The organism is Undibacterium sp. GW821-FHT07F11 (assembly GCF_059418665.1).
This window is the reverse complement of sequence record NZ_JBWKQH010000003.1, coordinates 265,275-288,918: the sequence shown is the minus strand read 5'-3', so window position 1 is coordinate 288,918 and position 23,644 is coordinate 265,275. Positions and strand designations below refer to the sequence as shown.

The 23,644-nt window shown below is 52.8% G+C and carries 9 protein-coding genes; 2 read left to right on the top strand and 7 right to left on the bottom strand.

Annotated features, from left to right (window positions below; all coding sequences use genetic code 11):
- The 3 genes from AC07OI_RS08525 to AC07OI_RS08515 all read right to left on the bottom strand — a co-directional run bounded on the left by AC07OI_RS08525 (window position 1) and on the right by AC07OI_RS08515 (window position 7,147).
- Window positions 1-2,445, bottom strand: a complete 2,445-nt coding sequence (locus tag AC07OI_RS08525) for a glycoside hydrolase family 31 protein (protein WP_495256912.1) — start codon at window positions 2,443-2,445, stop codon at window positions 1-3.
- An 11-nt stretch (window positions 2,446-2,456) separates the two neighbouring features.
- On the bottom strand, window positions 2,457-5,129 hold the full coding sequence (locus AC07OI_RS08520; protein WP_495256911.1) for a beta-mannosidase: 2,673 nt from the start codon (window positions 5,127-5,129) through the stop codon (window positions 2,457-2,459).
- A 113-nt stretch (window positions 5,130-5,242) separates the two neighbouring features.
- Complete coding sequence (locus AC07OI_RS08515; protein ID WP_495256910.1) at window positions 5,243-7,147, bottom strand: beta-N-acetylhexosaminidase; 1,905 nt, start codon at window positions 7,145-7,147, stop codon at window positions 5,243-5,245.
- An 861-nt stretch (window positions 7,148-8,008) separates the two neighbouring features.
- Here AC07OI_RS08515 and AC07OI_RS08510 point away from each other — a divergent pair.
- Together AC07OI_RS08510 and AC07OI_RS08505 are read left to right on the top strand one after the other, a co-directional pair.
- A complete protein-coding gene (locus tag AC07OI_RS08510; protein ID WP_495256909.1) occupies window positions 8,009-11,131 on the top strand; it encodes a TonB-dependent receptor in 3,123 nt (1,040 codons plus the stop codon).
- A 107-nt stretch (window positions 11,132-11,238) separates the two neighbouring features.
- The gene (locus tag AC07OI_RS08505) at window positions 11,239-12,759 is read left to right on the top strand and encodes a tryptophan halogenase family protein (RefSeq protein ID WP_495256908.1); all 1,521 of its coding nucleotides are present in this window, start codon (window positions 11,239-11,241) and stop codon (window positions 12,757-12,759) included.
- Between the two features lie 315 nt (window positions 12,760-13,074).
- On the opposite strand, the gene AC07OI_RS08500 is transcribed toward AC07OI_RS08505, so the two are convergent.
- From AC07OI_RS08500 to AC07OI_RS08485, 4 genes are read right to left on the bottom strand one after another with little or no spacing between them, the layout of a single operon-like run.
- On the bottom strand, window positions 13,075-13,782 hold the full coding sequence (locus AC07OI_RS08500) for a 4'-phosphopantetheinyl transferase family protein (RefSeq protein WP_495256907.1): 708 nt from the start codon (window positions 13,780-13,782) through the stop codon (window positions 13,075-13,077).
- A complete protein-coding gene (locus AC07OI_RS08495; protein WP_495256906.1) occupies window positions 13,773-15,482 on the bottom strand; it encodes a thioesterase domain-containing protein in 1,710 nt (569 codons plus the stop codon). The genes AC07OI_RS08500 and AC07OI_RS08495 overlap by 10 nt, the downstream gene beginning before the upstream one ends.
- A complete protein-coding gene (locus AC07OI_RS08490) occupies window positions 15,479-16,627 on the bottom strand; it encodes a Gfo/Idh/MocA family oxidoreductase (RefSeq protein WP_495256905.1) in 1,149 nt (382 codons plus the stop codon). Before AC07OI_RS08490 ends, AC07OI_RS08495 begins: the two co-directional genes overlap by 4 nt.
- Window positions 16,620-23,603 (bottom strand): beta-ketoacyl synthase N-terminal-like domain-containing protein, encoded by a 6,984-nt coding sequence (locus tag AC07OI_RS08485; protein ID WP_495256904.1) that lies wholly within the window; start codon window positions 23,601-23,603, stop codon window positions 16,620-16,622. Before AC07OI_RS08485 ends, AC07OI_RS08490 begins: the two co-directional genes overlap by 8 nt.
- Window positions 23,604-23,644 lie beyond the last annotated feature (41 nt).

Sequence of the window (23,644 nt, the reverse complement as noted above, 5' to 3'; positions counted from 1 at the left end):
TCAATACCTGAGCGTGATTTTTCCGGTGCGGTTGGCGACCGTCACACCAGGCAAACTCAACTCTTTATCCTCCTTGCCGAGAAAGCCAACCCGGCGCATCTGCACAGGGAGAGTCTCGCCATCAAGCTCTACACTGGTGATGCCCTGGAAGCCGTGAAAGTAGATTTCCAGCTTGCGGAATTTGGAGGCATATTTTCCATCTGCCGCATCGAATTGTATTTCCTTGCGCTCAGGTATGAAGCTGATCTGGCGTTTGTAGTAATCCCCATTTTGGTAGGCATAGGATTTGCCGTCATCTTCGTAATAACTGATGACGTTGCCTTGCTGTCCGTGATACACATGGATGAACAAAGTGTCTTCCGGTTGTTGCGCGGTGCTTTGTACCAGTGACTGCATGGGCACGATGCTGCCAGCCTTGACATAGACTGGCAAGCGGTCCAGTCGCAACTCTAGGGCTTTGGCTTGCTTGCCATGTTCCAACTTGTCACTGTACAAGTCATACCAGTCACCCTGAGGTAGGTAGAGGCGGCCAAATTCCTTGTTGCTGGCGAAAGGTGCAACCAGGAAAGCATCGCCAAACATATACTGGTTTTGGTAATGCCTGCTATAGACTTGTTCATCGTGGGTGTAATCTATCGCCAGTGAGCGCATCAGGGGCAGGCCGGAGTTGCTAGCCTGGTAAAAGCTGGAGTACAGATAAGGCATGAGCCGGTAACGCAAATTAATATAATTGCGGCTGATGTTGAGCACGTCTTCGCCATAAGTCCATGGTTCAGACGAGCGGCTGTCACTGGCAGCATGGTTGCGGAAGTAGGGCGTGAAAGCACCTATCTGCATCCAGCGCGCATACAGGCCAGGTGTGGGTGTACCGGTGAAACCACCGATATCCATGCCGGTAAATGGCATGCCACTCAGGCCCAGGCTATTGAGCAGACGTACACCCAGCAACATATGATCTTCATCTGCCGTATTGTCGCCCGTCCAGATCGCCGCGTAGCGCTGCAAGCCAGCATAACCTGAGCGCGACAGGGTGAAGGGGCGCTCTCCCGTGGCCTGCTTCATCCCCTCATGGCTGGCCCTGGCCATTTCCAGCGCATAGACATTGCGGCCCTGCTTGTGGGTAGTGAGGTGACCATCATAATCGAAGAGGATATTATTGGGCATTTTCTGGCCCCAGGTGGATATCTCGTTCATGTCATTCCATAAACCTGCAACCCCCTGTTTTGCATAGCTGGCGACTTCAGCCTGCCACCAGGCTCGGGTCGCAGGGAGGGTAAAGTCAGGGAAATACACCCAGCCTGGCCACACTTCGCCAGCATAGGGCGCGCCATCGGCATAGCGTAGAAATACATCCTGCTGCATGCCACGTGCATAAGTGCCATAGCCTGGGTCTATCTTGATGCCGGGGTCAACAATCACGGTGGTTTTGAAACCCAGCGCGGCCAGCTTGTCTGTCATGGCCCTGGGATCGGGGAATGCCTGCTTGTCCCAGCTGAATACCCGGTAGCCATCCATGTAGTGGATATCGAGGGTGATGCCGTCCGCCGGAATTTTCTTTTCGCGCAAGGTATTCGCTATCCGCATCACTTCTGCTTCGGGATAATAAGACCAGCGGTTTTGCTGATAACCCAGGCTCCATAAGGGTGGCAAGGGCATGCGCCCGGTCAGGTCTGTATAGGCGCGGATAATGTCTGCCACTCGGGACTGGAAAATGAAGTAATAATTAAGTTCACCACCTTGAGCCGAAAATGAAGAAAATCGCCGGTTGCTGGCCCCAAAATTGAAATCAGTCTGGTAGCTGTTGTCAAAGAAAATTCCATAACTCATGCCATGATGTATGCCTATATAGAAAGGGATGCTGGCATACAGGGGATCGGTTTCTCCGGTATAGCGAAAGGCATCGGTATTCCAGTTGGTATAGGCGCTGCCACGTCTATCGAGGTTGCCGGTTTTTTCACCCAGTCCGATAAAACGCTCGCCTTCTTGCAGTGTTTTGTAGCTGCTAACTTCATCACCTATCCAGGCATTGGACAAGCCAGCTTCATCCTGGTTGATGAGCATGCCATCAGGTGTTTCAAATCGCACAGAAAATGGGCGCTTCTGTATCTGTACCTGCAATGCAGCTGTCGTCAGGGTCAACTTGTCTTCATGCTCACTGAGCTGAAAATCCGTCTTGTCGGGCTTGCCGACGACGGCATAAGAGAAATCCGGCGCCAAGGCTTTCTTGTCCATGCGCAACCGTATGACACCGGGTGCGAATACCGTCAGCGCAACGTCTGCATGCTCGGTTTTTATCACTACGCCGTTGGCATTACGCGTGAATGATGTCAGCTTCCCTGCCTGCATGACGGTTTGGGCCGAGGCTTGATTTAACTCCAGCAACAGGCAGGCACTGCATAGCAGGATAGACACGGTAGTTTTTAGATTGAGCAATTTTCTTCGCATGTGATTTTTCTTTAAGGAGACGTAGTTTGAAGCTGGGCCAGATGACGTATGCGCAGGCTAGCGCGCAAAGTAACCAGGCTTTGCACACTGTCCAGCCGCAGGGAAATGCTTTCGCCAGGAAGTAATGTCAGGGCATTGTCCGACAAGTGTGCTTGATGCTCGCCAAAATCCAGCCAGACTGCACGCGCCAGCTTGTCCGTGCGCAAGTCCAGACGATAATGGTCAGCGTCGGCGACAATAGTTGCTTCTAGCCCCGGATCTGGTAATTGCATGTGTTTCGATGCCTGTAAATAGGCAATGCTGCGGGCGATGCTTTTGCTATCTTTCATCAATTCGACCACGACATAGGTGGTTTTGGTATCCGTTGTGGCTGGCAAATCTGTATCCTTGATTTGCGCCAGTTCCATGGCGCTGTTGGCAGGCAACTTGAATGGCTGGGTTTCGTCACGCAAGACCTTGCCATGCACGTCCATGATGCGCAGCCGCCATGCCAGGTTTAGCTCTTGCTGCAAATCGGAGATCACGCTCAGGCGGGTGGCCTCCTTGTCATGCAAGGCGGCGATGGTCAGTGGTGCGAAAAATCGCCTGGCGTGGAAATGCAAAGCCTTCCAGTGCCCAAAATAATCAACGCTGGACCATGAGGCACCTGGCCACACATCATTCAGTTGCCAGTACAGCGAGCCCATGGTGCGCGGCATGCTACTGCGGTGATGCAGGGACGCCATCTCTATGCCTTCTGCCTGCATCAACTGGCTAAGGTAAATAAAATCAGCAAAGCTTTTTGGCTCGTGATAATTGGCGCGTATGTAGAGCAGCAAACGCTGGTTGCCATCTCCCGCCAAGAACTTCTGGTGAGCACGGATCAGCGAGCCATCTATCTTTTGTTCATTACGTGGTACAAAAGCATCGACCGTGCTTTGTACCGGCCAGGCTTGCAAACCAAATTCCGACATGAAACGCGGCGTTTCGGATAAATAAGCTTCGACGGGCTGCGAACCGGCCCACACATCCCAATAATGCTTGTCACCGTTATTGCTGTCATTGGCTTTGTCAGCCAGATCGTTACTGGGTGAGCTGGACCAGTAGGGGACACCTGCACCATACAGCGCGACCTGTTCACGCAAGTCCTTGCCAAACAGGGCGACATAGCCTGCCCAGACATGCTCTGCAAAAATCGGGTTTTCTTCAGTGAGTTTTTTTCCTATGCCCCAGTCCTTCCAGGCAGTTTCTTCTTCATTATTGCCACACCAGAGTACGATGCTGGGGTGGGAACGCAAGCGCAATAACTGCTCCTTTGCCTCGGCAACGACATTTTCACGGAACTTCTTATCATAGCCAGGCACTACGCCACCGCCAAACATGAAATCTTGCCAGAGCATCAAACCCATTTCATCGGCCATATCGTAAAAGGCATCGCTTTCGTAGTAACCGCCGCCCCATAGCCGCAACATATTCATGTTGGCATCTTTGGCTGACTGCAAAATCGCGTGCATTTGTTCAGGCTTGACGCGGTTGGGAAACATATCGAAAGGAATCAGATTGGCACCCTTGGCAAATACCGGCACACCATTGATGACAAAGCCAAATGATTGTCCCCATTGATCATGGTCGCGACGCAGTTCAACCTGGCGCAAACCTGTGCGCTTTTTTATTTCGGCGATCAGTTGCTTGCCCTTTTTCAGATTGAGATTAAAACCGTACAAGGCTTGTTCACCCATACCATGCGGATACCAGCGGCGTGGATTCTCGATCCGTAGTGGCAACGATAGCTGGTTCTGGCCTTTCCTGATTCTGGCTTGCAAGCTCCTGGACATGAGTTGTTTGCCATCCGGGTCAGAGACGCGTAGCTCCAGATCAAGCTGGCCGTCTTTATCTGCTTGCACTTCAAACCTGGCTTGCAGCTCTGCGCTTTGTGCATTGAGCCTGTCTTGCTGTATATGGAAATCCTGAAGCAGGATATCGTCATAACTGACGATCTTTACAGCACGCCAAATACCGGCAGTGACATAGCGTGGCCCCCAGTCCCAGCCATAATGATAGCCTGGCTTGCGGGCGAAATTGCCGGTCATGGCATCACGTGGTTCATCACCAAACGGCGATGGGTAGTTGCCCGCCAGCTTGGTGGGCATGGCCTGCACTTGTGGCAGCAGTCTTTGTATGGGTGAATGAAGAATGACTTTTAATTCATTCTGGCGCTTTTTTAGTAGCGTTTTGGCAGGCAGGACCCAGCGCCGGAAGGCATTGTCTGTCGCTGCAATTTTCTTGCCATTCAAATAGATATCAGCAAATGTATCTATGCCCTCAAACACGAGGTCCTGGTGTTTTGATTTCAGGTGTTTTTCATTCAGGTCAAATTCAAGTTTGTATTCCCAGACGGCATTACCTATCCATTGCAAGCCAGTTTCGGCATCGCCAGCATATGGATCGGTAATCAACTGATGCGTCAGCAAATCCGTATGGACGTGGCCAGGTACTTGTGCCGCATGCCATTGTGTGGCTTTTGCATACTTGGCAGCAGCGGTGTCGTCGGGTAGCAAGCGAAAAGTCCAGTTGCCGGATAAATCCTGCTCACGGGTAGTGGCTGCCCCGGCAGGCGTGAGCATGAACAGGCTGGACGAGGCAGCAAGCAAGGCCAGGCAAGTGCTGTGTACAAATCGCCTGAAGGAATACCGGGAGGTGTTCATATTGAAATCCGATGATGAAAGGAATGAGGGGAGACAGGCTGGCACGGTGACTACCGACGTCCACCATGTGAAATGGCGGACGTTACCGAGATCCCATGCAGTACATAGTCAACTTATTTTTGCGCAATGCCTGGAGAGCGAATGACACTGCGCTGTATGGGACTGTGCCTGCCATCGGGGCTGACCGTCAGCACTTGTACGAGGCTATCCTGACCTGGCTTGACAACGACTATCAGCGGGCGGAGATATTGGGCCGAGCTGGTATCGGGTACAGTGCCGTCAAAGGTGTAATACATCTTGCTGCCCGCCACAGGCGAGTGCAGGGTCAGCGGATGTGTTTTATTTGTCGCATTGACTTGTGCCGGCAGGCCAGTTGGCCGGGGAATGCGATATGCCAGTCTTGCTTGCTGCAATCTGGGATAGTGGGCCGCCAACCTTTTTTCAAAGCTGGCGTACTCTTTTCCTTGCTGCGCAGTCCATGCCACTTCTGCCATCGCCAGCAGACGGGGATAGACCATGTATTCAATCATCTCCGGCTTGCTCAGGTATTCAGTCCAGATATTGGCTTGCACACCCTTGATATGATGCTGTTCTTCGCCTTTGAGCGCGGCAGGCACGGGGTTGTAGGCATACACTTTTTCTATCGGCAATTCACCGCCCAGTTCCCATGACTCCTGTTCTTTCGGCCCTTGGCCTGCATCGAAATAGCAGTGACTGGTCGGACTCATGATTACATCATGGCCTTGCCTTGCTGCCGCTATGCCACCATCTTCGCCACGCCAGGACATGACGGTGGCATTGGGAGCCAGGCCACCTTCCAGAATTTCATCCCAGCCTATCAGGCGCTTGTTTTTGCTGTTAATGAATTTTTCTATGCGACGGATAAACCAGCTTTGCAATTCTTCTTCATTCTTCAAGCCCTCCCTGCGCATGACCTCCTGTGCAAGCGGACTTTTCTTCCAGCGTGCTTTAGGGACTTCATCACCACCGATATGCAGGTACTGGCCAGGGAATAAAGCCATGACCTCGGTCAGCACGTTTTCCAGGAAATGGAAGGTGGCCTCGCTGGGACAAAAGATATCTTCAAATATACCCCAATTAGTCGCCACATCAAATGGCCCTGGAGTACAGGCCAACTCAGGGTAAGCTGCCAAGGCAGCCTGGGCATGACCTGGTAATTCTATTTCTGGCACCACCGTGATATGGCGGGCAGCAGCATAGGCAACGACTTCCTTTACCTGCTCCTGGGTATAAAAGCCACCATAGGGCTTACCATCGCCTATGTAAGGTTCTACATGGCGCTTTAGCGCACTTTCCTTGCGCCAGGCACCCACTTCTGTCAGTTTGGGATAAGCTTTGATTTCTATGCGCCATCCCTGGTCTTCTGTCAAATGCCAGTGAAAAGTGTTCATTTTGTAGAATGCCATCTGGTCGAGGAATTTTTTGATAAATTCTACCGATACCATATGTCGCCCCACATCCAGATGCATGCCGCGCCAGAGAAATCGGGGAGTGTCAGCAATGTTAACGGTGCGCAGATGGGCGACAGGACTTGTCTTGGCTGGCATCATTTGCAGCAAGGTTTGCATGCCATAGAACTGACCTGCTGCTGAGCCTTTCAACTCTATGGAATACGGATTTACCGTTAGCGTATAGGCTTCATCCTGATTTTGCTTATGAGCTACCGTGTTCAGCGCACCTGTTTCAGTTTTTAAGAGCAGATAGTTGCCATCGTCCTTGCCAGGCAGTCTTTGTAGCACGACCAGCCTGAAACCCAGCGTCTGCTCCAGTCTGTCATTCAATAGGTCCGCATTCAACAATGCTGCAGCATCGCTGACGAAGAGCCTGGTTTTGCCAGACAGGCTAAAACTGCCTTGTCCCAGTTGTTGATTAGCGGGCTTGGGAATAATTGCCAACTCGACGGGTTTTTGAATTGGCTTTTCTCCCTGCCCCGCAAATGCGTTTGCACAGAAGATACTGCTGCAAAGTGTCAGAACTGCCAAAACCTGGTGGGACATTGCGGGACTCCAATCAAGCTGAAATGAAAGCCAGGGCAGGGTGCCGGTTGGCTGAAATACCTAAACAACATCAAGGAATGATGCTTAAATAAATGTAAGTGGACCGTGTACTTGCTCACGCCAACATGAAATGGGCTAGATTGTGTTGCTGCATTTTCATAGCCTCTTTGCCGTGGTTTAATAAACGCAAAGACTCTGTTTTTTGCCGTTTTCGTGTTTGCATCAAGTTTTTTTCTTAATGATATTTATATCGCGTCGAATTATTTACTTCAAATGAATCAAGAAAATGCGTGTTTGTTTATAAAGTTCACTAAACAAAAGAACTGCTCTTTAGATAGAAAACTCACTCGCCGCATCTTTGGTGGCGCAGTGCAAACTCGTTTGGAGTGTGAATTTCGTATTCCTGTCATGCTCACCTTAAGCAGGTCGTGCAAGTAAAACACTTGTGACAGTATTGCTTGCCCATCTCACTCTCCAATTTTACGCGTCGCGTATATCTGCTTGATGCTCGCCAATGCGCTGAAGGATCGGGTCTTTCTGTAACTGGTAAGTGTGGCAGAATCGCCACACCTGTTCCTCGGCCAGCGTTTACTAATCAAACTAAACTTCACCCTAATTTTGAAATTTTGTTTGAGCGCTGAGTTTTCTTTTGTATAAACATCTCAGGGTGTAATGCGATGCCCGACGACATGCAAATGGTTTTGTGTCGTTTAGTAAATCGTCGGGACTCTCACTAATTTGCGTTACCCGCAGATTGGGAAAGCGAACAAATGCGGAAGGTAACCGCTTGTTCCACGAATGAAGGGAACCCTGCCAGCGCCATATAACAAGCCCGTCGTTGGGCATAACCAGGAGACATACATGAGCTTCAGAACACATCTCGCTTCACACCAGCGCCGTTACCGCGCAACACCCATTGCATTGGCAGTGGGAGCCGCTCTGCTGGCCCTTTCCACTGCCCACGCACAAACTGCACCAACTGAAAAAACGGCAGAGAAGTCGGCAGAGACTCCGGCCGACACCAAACAGCCGGCCTCAGTGGTCGTGACCGGCTATCGTTATGCTATCGAGAAAAGCCTTGATCAAAAGCGTTCAGCCAACGCCATTGTTGAAGTTGTCACCGCTGAAGATGTAGGCAAATTTCCTGATAAAAACGTGGCTGATGCATTGCAACGCGTGCCGGGCGTCATCGTTAACCGCAGTGGAGGCGAGGGTAAAAATGTCAGCGTTCGTGGTTTGTCGTCTGAGTTGACGCTGACGCAGTTGAATGGCAATTACATCGCCACTGCAGAATCCAACGGCGACCCTACACGCTCATTCAACTATATGTTGATGCCCTCGAATATGCTTTCAAGTGCTGAATTGTACAAGACACCGGAAGCGCGTCTAGATGAAGGTGGCATAGGTGGCACGGTGATCCTGCGCACGCGCCGTCCGCTGGAAGTCAAGTCCAATAGTGGTTTTGTCTCAGCCGAAGGGACCTGGGCCGACACCAGTAAAAAGGTCGACGGCCAGTTCTCAGGTCAGTATGCATGGCATGATGAAGACAATCGCCTGGGCGTGCTGGTCGGCTATACCCAGCAAAAACGCACCACGCGCACCATGGGGGCCAGTACAGAAAACTGGCAATGGTATGCAGACAACTACAAGACCCATCCAGCAGTCGATGTCAATGGTGGGCCATCTGGCCTGAATTCCAAATGGTGGGGGCAGTCTGGTTTTTACGACCAGAGTGGCAAGTACTATACTAATTTCATGATGCCTACCTCGGTCAATCTTGATGTCAAGAACGAGGACCGTGAACGCAAAGGCGGGCAATTGACGCTGCAATTCAAACCGGTGCGTAACCTTAATCTGACGGCTAACTACTTCCGTTTCGATCTGTCGCAAAACTCGCAGACTAATACACTGAAGGTGCCGGAATGGAACCTGGCCCGCTATGACGGTGACGGCAACTGGCCCGGTGGACGCATGCTTGACGGCCTGACTTTCGACCGTAGTGGCACCATCGTCACTGGCGCGCAATACAGTGCCCGCCCTGGCAAGACTTACTATTGCAGTGGCGATGCAGCGGCTGCAGGCGGCATCAAAAATACGGGCGGTTTCGGTCCGGACGACTGCACCATACCAACACCGCAGATCACCGGCAGCTACAACCGTGAACGCTCGTTGTCGCAGACTGCCGACTTTGAAGCCGAATGGCGCGGCACATCGGTCGACGCTACCTTCAAGGGCGGTCGCACCTGGGCTAGCGGTGGTCCAGAGATGCAATTTACCATGCCGATCAAACCGCGCATGCAAAACGCAGATAGCAGCTGGACACTGGGTAACTACGCCAGCGCCTGGAGTACGGTCGGTACGCCGACTATGGTGTTCTCACCTCAACTGATGGCGAACCTGCAAAAAGGCATAGGCGAAATCGACCTTGGCTCAACGTCGTCGTCGTGGACCAAGAACAGTACCGAGCAAAAGTACGCCCAGGCTGATTTCACCTGGCATACAGATGGCAACTGGCTTGATTCCTTGCAGTTTGGTGTCAAGTACCGTGACGGTGGCACCCACCGCAGCACCGGCAACAATTACTGGGCCTGCAAGGGCACTGATGGCAGCAACTACGACAACCGCTACCAGGCCGGCTGCGATTCCAGCGCCTCCAAGTTCCAGCCCGGTTTCCTGTACCCGACATCGCTGGACAATATTGCAGGCGGCTTTAACGCCAGTGCGTTCCCGGCGATCAATTTTCCTGCTTACATCGCTCACTTGAATCAGACTTACGGTGAGATGCGGACGCGAAACGAAGACAACTTCGTCTACAACGTCAATGAGAAGATTACGGCGGCTTATCTGCAGGCCAATATCAAGACCGATCGCTTGCGCGGAAATGCCGGTCTGCGATTGGTACAGACCAAACAGCATGCCGATTCAACTGACCAGGTTGACTACTACAACGATTACTTCTTTAATGGTGCCAATGGCACACCGGCACCATGCCGTCCGGGTGGCTTGCCAGCTGTCGGTGCTCCCGCTGGCTCTGGTTGCATCAGCGGTTATACCACGCTGCCGGAAAGCACTGGACGTAAATCCTCGTTCGTAGTCAGCTCGCTTGATCGTAGCTACACCGACGTACTGCCAAGCTTTAATCTTGCCTATGATCTTCGTGACGATTTGGTGTTGCGCGCAGCAGCTTCCAAGGTAGTGGCGCGGCCAGGCTATGGTGACATCGCATCTCCTGGCAGCTTGAATTACTACAGCCAGGAATATGTCAATGACCGCCGCCTGATCGGTGGTGCCGACCAGCAGGGCTGGTTTGGTCAGGGCAGCAACAAGGCCTTGGAACCGTACAAGGCTACTCAGTTCGATCTCGGTCTGGAATGGTACTTCCATCGTGGCTCTGTGCTGGGTGCAGGCGTGTTCCGCAAGAACGTCAGCAACTTCGCGGTGCCAGTCGTGCTGAGCATGCCCATGGTTGTTGGTGGCAATACTGTGACCGTGCAAAACTACTCGACCAGTGCTGGCGGCCGCGATGCCGTGTCCCAAGGTATTGAATTATATGCGCAGCATACGCTGAAATCTGGTTTGGGCTTCCAGTTCAACTACACCTACAACAATACCAACCAGGCTGCGATCACCCTTGCTGATGGCAAGGAAATCGGCAAGTCGCCGCTGGTTGGCAGCGCCAGGAACCAGACCAATCTCACCGTGTTTTACAGCAATGACAAATACCTGGTGCGCGCTTCGTACAATCGTCGTGGCGAAGTCGTGGGCGGCCTGGTAAATGGCTTGAATGTCTATCAGGACCCATACAGCCAGCTGGATCTGAATGCAGCGTATAACTTTAATGCGCAGCTCAGTCTGACCGCCTCAGTGCTGAACCTGACCCAGGCAGAGTCGAGTTCCCATCTCGGCAATGACACCAAGGACCGCTTCTACTCCAACAGCTATGCTGGCCGCGTTATATACGTAGGATTGAATTACAAGTTCTGATTTACAAGCTTCAAAACCCGCAAACTCCCCGCGCCGCAAGGCCGGGGAGTGTCTTTAAAGGCAGTGACCGACCAAACGGTCACTGCCGTTTTTTTCTGGGAGACGCAATGACCACGAACAACCGGATCAGTAATATCACTATCGTCGGTGGCGGCAGCGCGGGCTGGATGGCTGCTGCAGCTCTTGCTACGTATCTTGGGAAGGGGGCCACGATACGCCTGATCGAGTCCGAAGAGATAGGCATCGTCGGCGTAGGTGAGGCCAGCGTCCCGCACATCAGACTATTCAATGGCCAATGGCTAGGCATAGACGAAGCCGAGTTCGTCAAGCGCACGCAGGGCACCATCAAGCTCGGCATTCAATTCAATGACTGGGGTCGCATCGGCGACAGCTATATCCACGGCTTCGGCGCAATCGGTCGTTCACTGGGGCCGCTGCCGTTTCATCAGTTCTGGCTCAAGCTGTTTCTCTCTGGCCGCGCTGCGCCGATCGGCGACTACTCCCCACAGACAGTGATGGCACCACGCGGCAAGTTCGCGCCCGGCGACCATAATGCACCGCCCAACTCGCCGCTGGCTGACATTGCCTATGCCTATCATTTCGACGCCACGCTATATGCACGCTATTTGCGTGAACTGGCAGAAAGCCGTGGCGTACAGCGCATAGAAGGCAAAATCGTCGGCGTGAATCAACGAGCTGACGATGGCTTCATCGAGTCGGTGAAGATGGAAAACGGTACAGTCGTCGGCGGTGAATTGTTTATCGATTGCTCAGGTTTTCGCGCGCTGCTGATCGAGCAAACACTAAAGACTGGCTACCTCGACTGGACACATTGGTTACCGTGCAACCGCGCACTGGCAGTGCCGAGCGAAAGTGTCGATCCGATTACCCCATACACGCGCGCCACCGCACGTGCAGCAGGCTGGCAGTGGCGCATTCCGCTGCAGCATCGGGTTGGTAATGGCTACGTGTATTCAAGTCAGCATATCAGCGATGACGAAGCTGCCGCAACCCTGCTGGCCAATCTGGATGGTAAGGCGCTGGCCGATCCGCGCCAGTTGCGCTTTACCGCTGGCATGCGCAAGAAGTTCTGGAACAAGAATGTAGTGGCATTGGGGTTGGCCAGCGGTTTCCTTGAACCACTCGAGTCAACCAGCATCTACCTGGCACAGTCCGGTATCACACGCTTGCTGAGCCTGTTTCCCAAGCGCGATTTCAATCCGTTGCTGGCCGAACGATACAATCGTGAATCCGTGACCGAATACGAACGCATTCGCGATTTCCTGATCCTGCACTACCATGCAACAGAACGAAAGGACACGCCGTTCTGGAATCATTGCCGCACGATGGAAATCCCGGATAGCTTGGGCGAGGCGATAGCACTGTTCCGCTACGATGGTCGCTACTTCCGTAACGGCGAAGATTTTTTTGCGCTACCGAGTTGGGTCCAGGTCATGCTGGGCCAGCGCATCATGCCGCAAAGCTACCACCCCATAGTCGATGACATGCCTGAAGACAAACTGTATGAATATGTCGAGGGGATGCGCACAATGCTCTTGCATGCTACAGCTGCGATGCCAACGCACCAGCAATGGATAGATCGGTACTGGAAGTCGACAGCGAAATGAAAATGAGCACACAGTTGAATGCATCAGCAGGTCTCGAAATTGGCTTGAGGAGTATTATTTATGAGCACCGACAACAATTTTTGGCAGTTTATTAAATAATCACATTCGCCGCGCTTGTAATGTTCGCCGTAATTTATTGACTGCTTGGCTAATGATCAGTTTGCTGATCTGGCTGACTATGAGTGGATATGGTTTGTATTATCTGATTACAGATGATAGATGATAGTCGCCACATCTGGTCGATGTACCACCGAATCAGCGGTGCTATTTTGCTAGTTTTGCTTATTTGGCACTTCAAGGCTGGCAGACGGCAGCCTATTGAATTTCTATGGTCCGGAACTGCCTGCCTGTTTTGACATCTGGAACCGCAATGGCAAAGTGCGTATCTCCATGTAGAAGATGCTGGACATGCCAGGAATCGCCGCTCAAGCTGCAAGTGTAGTTCGCATTCTCATGGTTATTTAGCCGTAGCGAAGTAAATGGCACGGACAAACCTGAACCCATGCATTTTGTCACGGCTTCCTTCATGCTCCAATTTGCCAGGAAATTCATTTCAGCCGATTGTCTGGAAAATAAAAGGTCATCTCGCGGATGAACGATAGCAGGGAGCAAACTCCGATAATCAATATCCCTTGCTTGCTCTACGTCGATACCAACAGGATGGGACTGACTGAAAGCCAAGGCTACCCAGTCGCCACTATGCGACATATTAAAATGTATTTCTTTATTCCCCTGACCGGACAGGTAAGGTTTGCCAGCTGGCCCGGTATCAAATTGCAGTGATGCAGACACCAAGCCAGTCAGTTTGCTTAATATCTGACGCTTTAGACCATGTGCAAGCAAATGTCTTTGTTTATCGGCTTCAAAAACGTAGGCATGATACCGGGCTTGTTCTTTATCATTCAATAGTCTTAGCTCCATCCAGTCTGCCAAATGACGTCTGGCCAAAATGACGAGTATTTCATCTGAAAAAAAATGAATATTTTCCAGTATGTGCCTGGTCGCACATGCTGCTACTGACATGCTAAATCCTCATACAGTTTTGTATTTTCATCCGCTCTGAGTGCATCTGATAGCCAGCCCAGCAGCTCAATACGACGTTTGCGCAAGAAGAAATGTCCACCATCAACCATGCGCCAATCGAAACCTGCCCCAGCATGGCGCCCCCAGCGACGCGCTTCTTCTACCGTGACCAGATGATCATCGCTGGCTGCAACCATGAGCATGGGAGCATGGATTTTATCGTCGGCTGAGGCGACATATGCTTCAGCCAGAGCGCTGTCATTGCGCAGGATAGGAATGATGGTGCGCATCATTTCTGCATCTGCCATGATCTCTGACGGTGTACCACCCAGATGTCTTACTTCACCAGCAAAGTCATGATCGTTATAAGCTGATACACGGCGTCTTAATGGCAGGCTGGGGGCAGGGCAGGCCATCAGGAACAGTAATGCCGGTCTATGCCCCATGTGTTCAAGGCGACGTGCTACTTCAAAAGCAATCTTGCAACCCAGGCTGCATCCCATCAACGCCCAGGGCAGATGTGTGTATGGGATGATCGCCATGACAATCTGGTCCACCATGGTGTCCATATCGCTGATAACAGCTTCTGCCAACCGGCTTTCACGGCCAGGTAATTGCAAGGGACATATGCGCCATGCACGTCTGCTATCACACTGTGGCAATTGCCATTGACGGTACACTGATGCACCGCCGCCTGCATACGGCAAGGCGAAAACATTGCATCCCTTATTTGCATCCGGTGTAGTAAATGGGAACCACTCTGAAGTAGAGACAGCAGTCACTGCCGTGTTTTCCAGTTGGTCCAGCCTTGCAGAGCGCCCGCTCAGTTTTGTTGCAATCTCTTGGCTGACTTTGCCCGCTGGCGCGTCGGCACGGCGCAAATGGAAGACGTGGTAGTCAGCCCGACCATCTTGCAATGCGTGGAACAGGCCGGATTCAGGCTGCGCCAGGTAGCGTTCGAGCTCTACGCGCAAGCCGGGTTTATCGAGAGTATCGAGAGCCTTATCCAGCCTTGTCCATAGACCTGCCGGGCTGGCAGTTCTGGCAGCGCATACTTGCTTGCTGACCGAGCGTTCACGCTCCAGCACGAAGCCGCTTTGCAGCAATGCCTGGCGTATGGGTTTAAGGGTGTCGGCGGCCAGCACGTCGGCATAACAAAAGCGGCCGCCGGGTTTGAGTACGCGATAAGCATGGGCAAAAAAGGCGGGCAGGTCGGGGTAAGCCCCCGATGATTCCAGATTCAATAAGACATCGACACTCTGGTCTGCGTATGGCAGACGGCAGGCATCGGCTACCTGGAAACGTAAACGGACATGCTGGTGGCGTTTGCGGCAGTAAGCAATATTGGCTGCGCTGAGGTCGGCACCAGCCAGATTGGCGTCGGGATATAAGCGCGCAAGCAAGGCCAGTGCACCGCCACGGCCGCAACCTACGTCCAGCACGCGCTTGCCTGCCAATGAGGTATCACCAAGCACTTCCAGTATCAGACGTGCTTGTGCCATGCCGGTTTCTCCGGAGGGCAGGGTGTTTGATGCCCAATCCGGTAAGCCAGTTTGTGGTGCATAGCCCCAGTTCAAGTAAAGCGCATGTTCTGCCAGGCCGGCGTTCTCCAGCACTTCCGCCAGGCCTGCATAGGCCTGGCGATTGCGCTCCAATGTGGCACTTGCTGTTGATTGCGATTGCATTGTAGTCTGGCTCATGACTGATACTCCTTTGCATAGCGAACAGGGTTGGGATAGGGCGGCTGTGGTGGTGAGCAATTGGTCGTCTGCGCAGGGCCGACTGCACGCATGATGCCCAACCATGCCTCACCATGAGCTTGCCACCACTGGTCTTGATGAACCGGGGCGTCATCCTGCACCAACTCATCAAGCGCGGCATGTATTGCCAGAGGGAAGTCATGTGCAGCAGCTTCAGTCAGGCTGGGGCCGTGTGGCTTGCCAAATATCGTTGCAGTGGGTTGGCGGTTGAAACGGCTTTCTGCAAACTGATCCTCTGCCAGCAGATAAGAGGACTGGGCATCATCGCGTTCATAGTCAGGCGCGTAGATAGGGTGGCTCCAGACTACCGGCCCATAGCTATTGACCAGCAAGACATTACCTTCAGGGCCACCAATGGCAATTTTATGCATTACCAGACTATGATGGTCGGGATCTTGCGGGTCAAGCCAGGTTTGCAGGTTCAGTGAAAACGGCACGCCACCTATCAAACCCTGTACAGCCCGGAAGGGCCATGGCGACGCGTAGTCTGCAAGCGTTCCCTGCAATAGCAGAGGTTCTGAACAAGCAAAAGGAGCGGCTTTACCCAGGGTGCGGCAGACAATATCCAAACTTGAATACAGTAGTTGCAAGCTCGTGGTTATTTCTATGAAAGCTGGTGGGCGCTCAGTAGCACTGCGCCTTGCATAGTCAATGAAACGCTTGCCAGCAGGTAGATGTGGATAAAAAGTATTGACGTGATAACGCTTGCCATGCTGTGCAGCGAGTGCACGCAAGCGCAGGATGTCAGTCGGGTGCACGGGATGTTCCTGCAATACATGTATACCCTTTGACAGCAGCGCACGTGCCAATAAGGAACCATCGCCACCGACGATGGCACTGCGCACCACGACGCAGGCTATGTCTATATTGCCGGGTAATTGCGCAACATCGGTATACAGCGGCACCGCCAGTTTGTCAGCCAGTGCACGTGATCTGGCGCTTCCCCTTGCCACGATGCCAGTCAGGCGATAACGAGGTAGATGTGCGGGTCGGGCAGACCACAGATGTTCGGCACAATTAAGGGCGGCCAGGTAATGCTCGCCAAAGCGGGTGCCGCAGACAACCACGTTGAGGATATCAGTCATGCGACACCTCTTTACCAAACTGCAGCAAGCTTTGCGGACTGGAGTTCCATGCAGCAGGTGAGTTGGCCAGGGTCTGCAGGATAATGCCGAGATGGTGCATCAGCGTATCACCCAGTACTCTGGGTAGCATCCCCGTGTGCAAGTCTATGTTATACAGTAGCGCGCTTTCTTCTTCTAGTACCTGGAAGTGTAGTGCCGTACCTGGCTGAGAGGCTATTTCATAGGCAGGCATGCCCAGCAAAGGGTCGGAAGTTTCAGGGATTGCGTAGGTGGTGCGTACACCCAGCAGGCTTGTCATGGCAGCGGCGGGCAAGGCTGGGCGACCCGAGCCTGCTGCCTGATAGGCTGCCAGCACTGTGGCTCCGTCCAGCAAATCAACTGCCAGTCTTTGCTGTACGGCCTCAGCGCATGCATGTGCCAAGCTCATGATATTGGCGACATTGGTATGGCAGCCTATGATGGCCGTATCACTGGCATCAAGCATGACAGTGCCTATTTGTGCATGTAGAGGTTTTCGATCAGGATAGTCGAGTCGCAGACTGAAGTCAGGGCGCTCTGAGCATGCGGCGATGGCTGTGGCATACGCCGCCAGCATGACAGCGGTGCCGGTCAGGCCTGCTTGCGCAGCAGTTGCCTTCAATGTCAGCCAACTGCTGCGGGGCAGGGCTTCACGCCAGACTTTGATTTCACCGCTTGATACCTCAATGGCACCAGTTTTTGCCAGCGCTGGCGCCGGTGGTAGTTGCGCAAGTTGTTTGCCGTACGTCGCCAATTGTTTTGCATGAACCGTAGTCGTAGCCAAGGCCTGTTCGCATGCATAGTAGTCGCTGGCATTGAACTGCAGAGCAGGTAAGCGCCGTTGCGGATCAAGCACCCACAAATGCAGTTCTCGCAGCATGATGCGGAAGCTTTCTATGTCTGTCAACGTGGTATCTATGCGCAAATGTATGCGCAGGACATCCTGGTTTTCCAGCTTGATTTTGCTGGCACGCCAGTCAAAATGTGGCCAATTTTGAAGATCACTTGTTACGTGTGTCATTTCTTCGCGCAATGCAGCCAGTGCTATATCTCTTTGTTGAGCTGTCAGTTCGCGCAAGTCATTTGTCTGCAACAGGTAAGGCGGTGCTTTTGCCATGACATGCAAATTTGCCTGCGCGTCGACAGTCGTGCGTAGTACAGCGTGGCGTTCCAGTAGTAATTGCCATGCACGTTCAAAACCAGCCAGGTCAAAATTACCTGGCTTGTCGAATTCCACATACAACTGTTGTGGCAAGTCTTTGCCGCGTAATTGCCAGCGCAGTTTGCGCAAGCCTGTCAGTGCTTGTGCCTTGTTGTCTGGTCTTGGCAGTACATCACCATTGCTGGCCAGCCAGCCGCCTTCACGCTGTTCCAGTTCCAACAATGCCTGTCGTAATCCTGATATTGCCGAGGCTTTGCTTGCTGCATCCAGATTTGGGTGCAGTGCATTCACCAGTATTTTTGCCAGGGCTGCAATACTGCCACCCTGGAATGCGACTTCAGCAGACAGTTTGAAACCCAGCTCCTGCTGTATGGTTTCACTCAACTCCAGAAAAAGCAGGGAATCCAGTCCCATCTCGACCAGTTTGCTATCCTCACTCATATCTGCTTCAGCACATTGCAAGAGATTACTGAGGCGGCTACGCAAATAACGCTGTGCTGCAGACAAGACTGAGGCAGTGTCTGCCTGTAGCAAGGCAGCTACAGGATCGGTTTGCCAAGTCATTTGCAGTTGTAATGCCGCAGCCAGTGTTTTTGGCGTATCGGCCTTGATCAGAGTTTCTGCAGACACGGTCAGACCATATTTTTGCTTCAATTGTTCGGCCAGATCCAGCATCAGCAATGAATCCAGGCCCATCTGTACCAGTTTGCTGTCTTCATTCACCTGATCAACAGGACAACCAAGCACACCAGCGATATGCTGACGCAATTGATGTAGCAGGGGTATGGTTGCATGTTCTGCCGATGCCGGTTTCTGCGTAATTGTGCCAGGTGATTCCTCATTCCAGCACCGGCTAAAGCGTACTTGCTGTGCTGGAGTCGCTTGCGCTGCAAAACGTTTCCAGTCCACATTGCAAGGCAGATAAACCGAGGCATTGCCGCCTATGGCACTGGCCAGCAAGGCCCAGCCCTGGGCGTTTGACATGCCCAGCATGCCGCGTTCGGCCAGATAAGCTGCCAGCCCCTGGCGCTTCTCGCTTTCTATCTCGCGCCAGAAGCCCCAGGCTAATGCCAAGGTGTCGTAGCCAGCGCGGCTACGGTGCTCTGCCAATGCTTCAAGGGTGGCATTCGCCAGAGCATGGGCACCTTGGCCTACAGGACCAAATGCACTGGCTGCTGAAGAGAAGTAGACTGTCAGAGCAGGCTGCAATTGCGCTTCCAGCGCATGCAGGCGCAAGGCAGCACGCAATTTTGTTGTCAGGCTGGCTTCCCAGTCTTGAGCTTTTATGGCGCTCAATGGAGCATCATTGAGCAGGCCTGCGAGATGGAAGACGATGCCCAGTGCTGGCCCGTCGGTCAGTCTTTGCAATGCTGCTGTGAACGCTTCTGTGTCGGTCACATCGGCGTTGGCATCGACATCGATCGCGACACCCTGGCTGCGCAGCATGTCCAGCACCTGCTTTTCTTTGCTATCAGGTGAGCGTCGCGTCAGCCAGACCAGGCCACGTGCACCATTGGCAACCAGCCAATGTGCCAGTTCCAGGCCCAGTTCACATAAACCACCTATCAGCACATGACGGCCCTCGGGTAAGGGTAACGCTGTTGGCAAGGTCGCTGGCGTCAATTGCTGGCGATATAAAAAACCATCCCGCATAGCGAGCACAGGCACATGTGTTAACTGGGTATCCCTTAGCAATTGCAAGATCACTTGCACTTGTTCTTGTGCATTGGCATTTGCAGTATCTAGCTGCATGCAATGCAGATTTGGCATTTCCTGACGTGCTACCGCCAATAATCCACTCGTACCAGCTGCTGGCCAGGAAGTGCAATGGTCCATCTCTGTGACTGCATAGGCATTTGGAGTGAGGATGAATAGAGGCGGCACGGTAGCTAGTGTCGCCAATACCGACATCAGATTCACCAGTGGTGTTACACCCATGGTGTCAAAGAGCGAGATTGCATCATCGAGATTCTTGGTGGTCTCTGGTTTGTACACGACGGCATCAAACGTAGTATCTGAGCACAGTAGTGTCGTCAGTGCCTGTTTATCCTGCATAAGTTCAGCTACAGATAGCATGCGGCAATCGACACCAGCATTGGTGAGTGCCTGGCTGAAGTCGGTTTGATTATCATGACTGATATACAGCACACGTCGCGGCAATAGTTGTGGCAATAGAAGCGACTGGTTTGTCGCAGCTACTGGCTGCCATTGCCAGCCAAACAATTTTGCATCGCCTTTGTCAGACCACAAAGTCGGCAAAGCGGCAGGACGGCATAACAAATCTATTCCCCGCAGGTCGAGCTGCACCTGGCCTGTGGCATCAGTCACCACAGCTCCGTGTTCAGTGAGATGCAGGCGCAGGCTTTGCACATTGTCTGTAGATGTGACCAAATACAGGCTATCCATGCCAGCAAGCCGGGATGCATCGTCATTCAAAGCTCCGATCACACGGTCAAGCAATGTATGATCAGACGGGTCCAGATGAATAGCTTCTGCGACCTGTCTGTTCTGCCTGCGCAATGCGCGGGGATGCGAGACAGTGGCGGTCAACAAAGTTTGCTGGATGTCTCGTGCGTCTGTTACCGTTGCATGCAAGCGGTCGCCGCTATAAGACAATGCCAATCGCAAGGGAGAGGGCGCATTGCTGATATCCAGATGCCAGCGCAGGTTTTCCAAATGACATCTGCCAGCCTGCGGCAGCCAGGCATAAACGGCTGCGATGACTTTACCGATAGTTGGCTCTGGTATTGTCAGCACATGGGCGTTATCGGGCTTGGCAACAACCGTATTTATTGACGCGCTGTCCTTGACCATGCCTGGCCAGCGGGCCAGTATTATCTGTTCACCCAGTGCGTGAGTAGGCAAGTTTGCTGCAGGCATGGCATCGGTCTGTACAAAACCGGCATCAGTCAGTGCCTGCTGCCAGTGCAGGCAGCTGGCAAACAATTCTCCATCACGCTGATCACTATCGCTTAATGCAGGTACCAAGGGGCCAAAGACAAAGTCGAACAGTTTTTTGGGCGTGGTGATTTCACGCATCATCAGCACACCGTCTGGAGCCAGCACCGTAGCCAGGTTGGCCAGCATGACGCGCAGGTCAGGCGCATTGTGCAGTACATTGGCGGCGACGATCAGGTCATAACTGCCTGCTTTCAAGCCTTGTGCAATAGCAGGGCCATTCATGTCAAAACTCTGGTATTGCATGAAGGGGTAAGCCGCGAATTTCTTGCGTGCTTTTTGCAGGAATAGTGTACCCAGGTCAGTAAAGGTATACAACTCACAAGCACCAGCAGGCAATTGCGCAAGTATGTCACGCGTCGTACCACCGGTGCCGCCGCCCACTTCCAGTATGCGCAGTGGTCGTCCATGCGCTTTCGCCAAGCCCGCTACAGTTGCGGCGGCGATACTATTCAGGTAGACAGAATACGGCTGGTCCTGATACATGTGCTCAACATCGTCAGTGGCGGCACCAGGGAAGACGATACTGACTGCATCCACTTTTTCAGCTAGCATCTCGGCCAGACGCGGGCCAGTACGTTCAACCAGGTCAGCCAGTTGCTGATAACCCAGTTCACGCATCAGCAGCAGCCAGGGATGTGGATCCGGCAGATCTTTGTGCAGGTTGCGATAACTGAGCTGCTCACCAGTATCACGTGTTTCCAGCAAACCAGCATCAGCATGGTCGCGCAACAGGCGGGCAAATAACTGATGGAAGCGGACAGGTGCACCAGCGGCTTGCAGGCAAGCTTTTACATCCATCCATTCATCATTATTATTAAATATTCCCAGCGTGGAAAATGCCTGCCCCACATAGGCAGCATGCAAAGCGTCAACACCTTCGTTTTCACGTGGAAGAGCTGACAAGTCGAGGTCGGCAGCCAATACTGCTGCGCTTTGATGACCTGCATTGCGCATCACTTGCCATGTGGGATGCTCGCCACTACTAATGATGGCTGGAACAGTTATGGGTTTCGCATACCAACAACGCTCACCTTCGAAAGGGCAAGTTGGTAACAAGGCGCGTGCCACAGGGCGGACAGCACAAACAGGGTGCTGTTCCCAAGCAGGATGTTCAGCGCTGGCCTGTGCTATTACAAAATCAAGCAAGCTCAGCTTGCCAGCATCAGGAACTAATGCATCAGCTATCCATGCATGAGTTTGCTGACTTTGGAGTTTTTTGCTTTTTTTATCATCGCCATCGATAAAGGCGTACAGTAAATTGATAAGGTTGTCGGCATCATTGGCCAGCAGTGCCAGACGATAAGGGTAGATGCTGCGGTGATGGACACTGGTGGCGCAATAATCTGCCAGAGACTGATCGGCGGTCCATTCACACAAACGCCATGCATGGCGCTGCGCCAGCGTTTTCAAGGCGGCTTCGCTGCGCGCGCTGAGTAGCAAGAATACTGGTGCTCCGTTGGCAGGCACCAATGTGGCTCGTACCGGGGCTTGCTCCAGTATCGCATGACAATTGGTGCCACCTATGGCAAAGGCGCTGACAGCGGCCCGACGTGGCCCTTGATCCAGGGGCCACGGTAATAACATTTGTGGAACAAAGAAAGGGCTGTTTTCAAAATCTATGGCCGGATTGGCTTGTTCATAGTGGAGACTGGGTGGCACCTGGCCAAAGTGCAAGGCCATCGCAGCTTTGACGAAACTGGCGACACCCGCAGCAGTGTCCAGATGACCCAGATTGGATTTCACTGAACCAAGGGCGCAATACTGGCTGGCACTGGTGTGCTTGCGCCAGGCATGGGTCAGTGCTTCCACTTCTATAGGGTCACCCAGCGGGGTGGCTGTACCATGTGCTTCTACCAGGCCTATGCTGGCTGGATCTACTTCTGCCATCACTAGGGCTTCGCTGATGACGCGTGCCTGGCCTTCTGGCGATGGCGCGGTATAGCCTGCCTTGCCAGCACCATCATTGTTGACGGCAGAGCCACGGACGATGGCCAGTACCGGGTCACCGTCAGCCAGGGCGCGTTCCAGTGATTTCAATAAGACCACGGCCACGCCATTGCCTATCGTGGTACCGCCTGCCTCTGCATCAAACGGGCGGCAATGGCCATCCCTGGAAAAAATCATGCCTTCGCGATGCACATAGCCAGATTCTTGCGGGAATCCTATGCCAGCACCACCCGCTAATACCATATCGCATTCACCGCTGGCAATCTGTTCGCAAGCCAGATGTATCGCCACCAAAGAACTGGAACAGGCGGTCTGTACTGTCATGCTGGGGCCGGTCAACCCCAGCTTGTAGGATACGCGGGTGGCAAGATAGTCCTTGTCGTTGCCTATCAGTCGGGCGAAGGTGGATGGTGAAGCGATCTCTTCCATTTTATCGAAAGAAGCGGCGGGGTAGCTGCTCATCTTGCAGGCACCGATAACGCCTATCTTCAATTCGTCACCCTTGGCGGCCAGTTCGGCGGGAGCATGTCCAGCCATTTCCAGCGCTTCCCATGCGCACATCAGGAACAGTCTTTGCTGTGGGTCTATGGATTCTGCTTCATGGCGTGAATAGCCAAAGAAACCCCAGTCAAAGCGGTCTGCATTTGCCACAACCGCAGCGGCTGGCACATAGCCTGGGCGTTGCAACAGGGCGGGGTTGACACCAGCAGCAGCCAATTGCTCTGCGTCGAAGAAGTTGATGAGTTCTTCACCGTCTGCCAGTCTGCGCCAATATTCAAAAATATCATCAGCGTGCGGCATGCGACAGCCGGCACCGATGATGGCGACAGGCATACTGTCACCATAGTCTGGTGTTGTCGCTGAATTGATTTGATTGCTTGTATTCATAAATATCCTTGTATATTTTATTTTTGTGATTTCTTATTGTG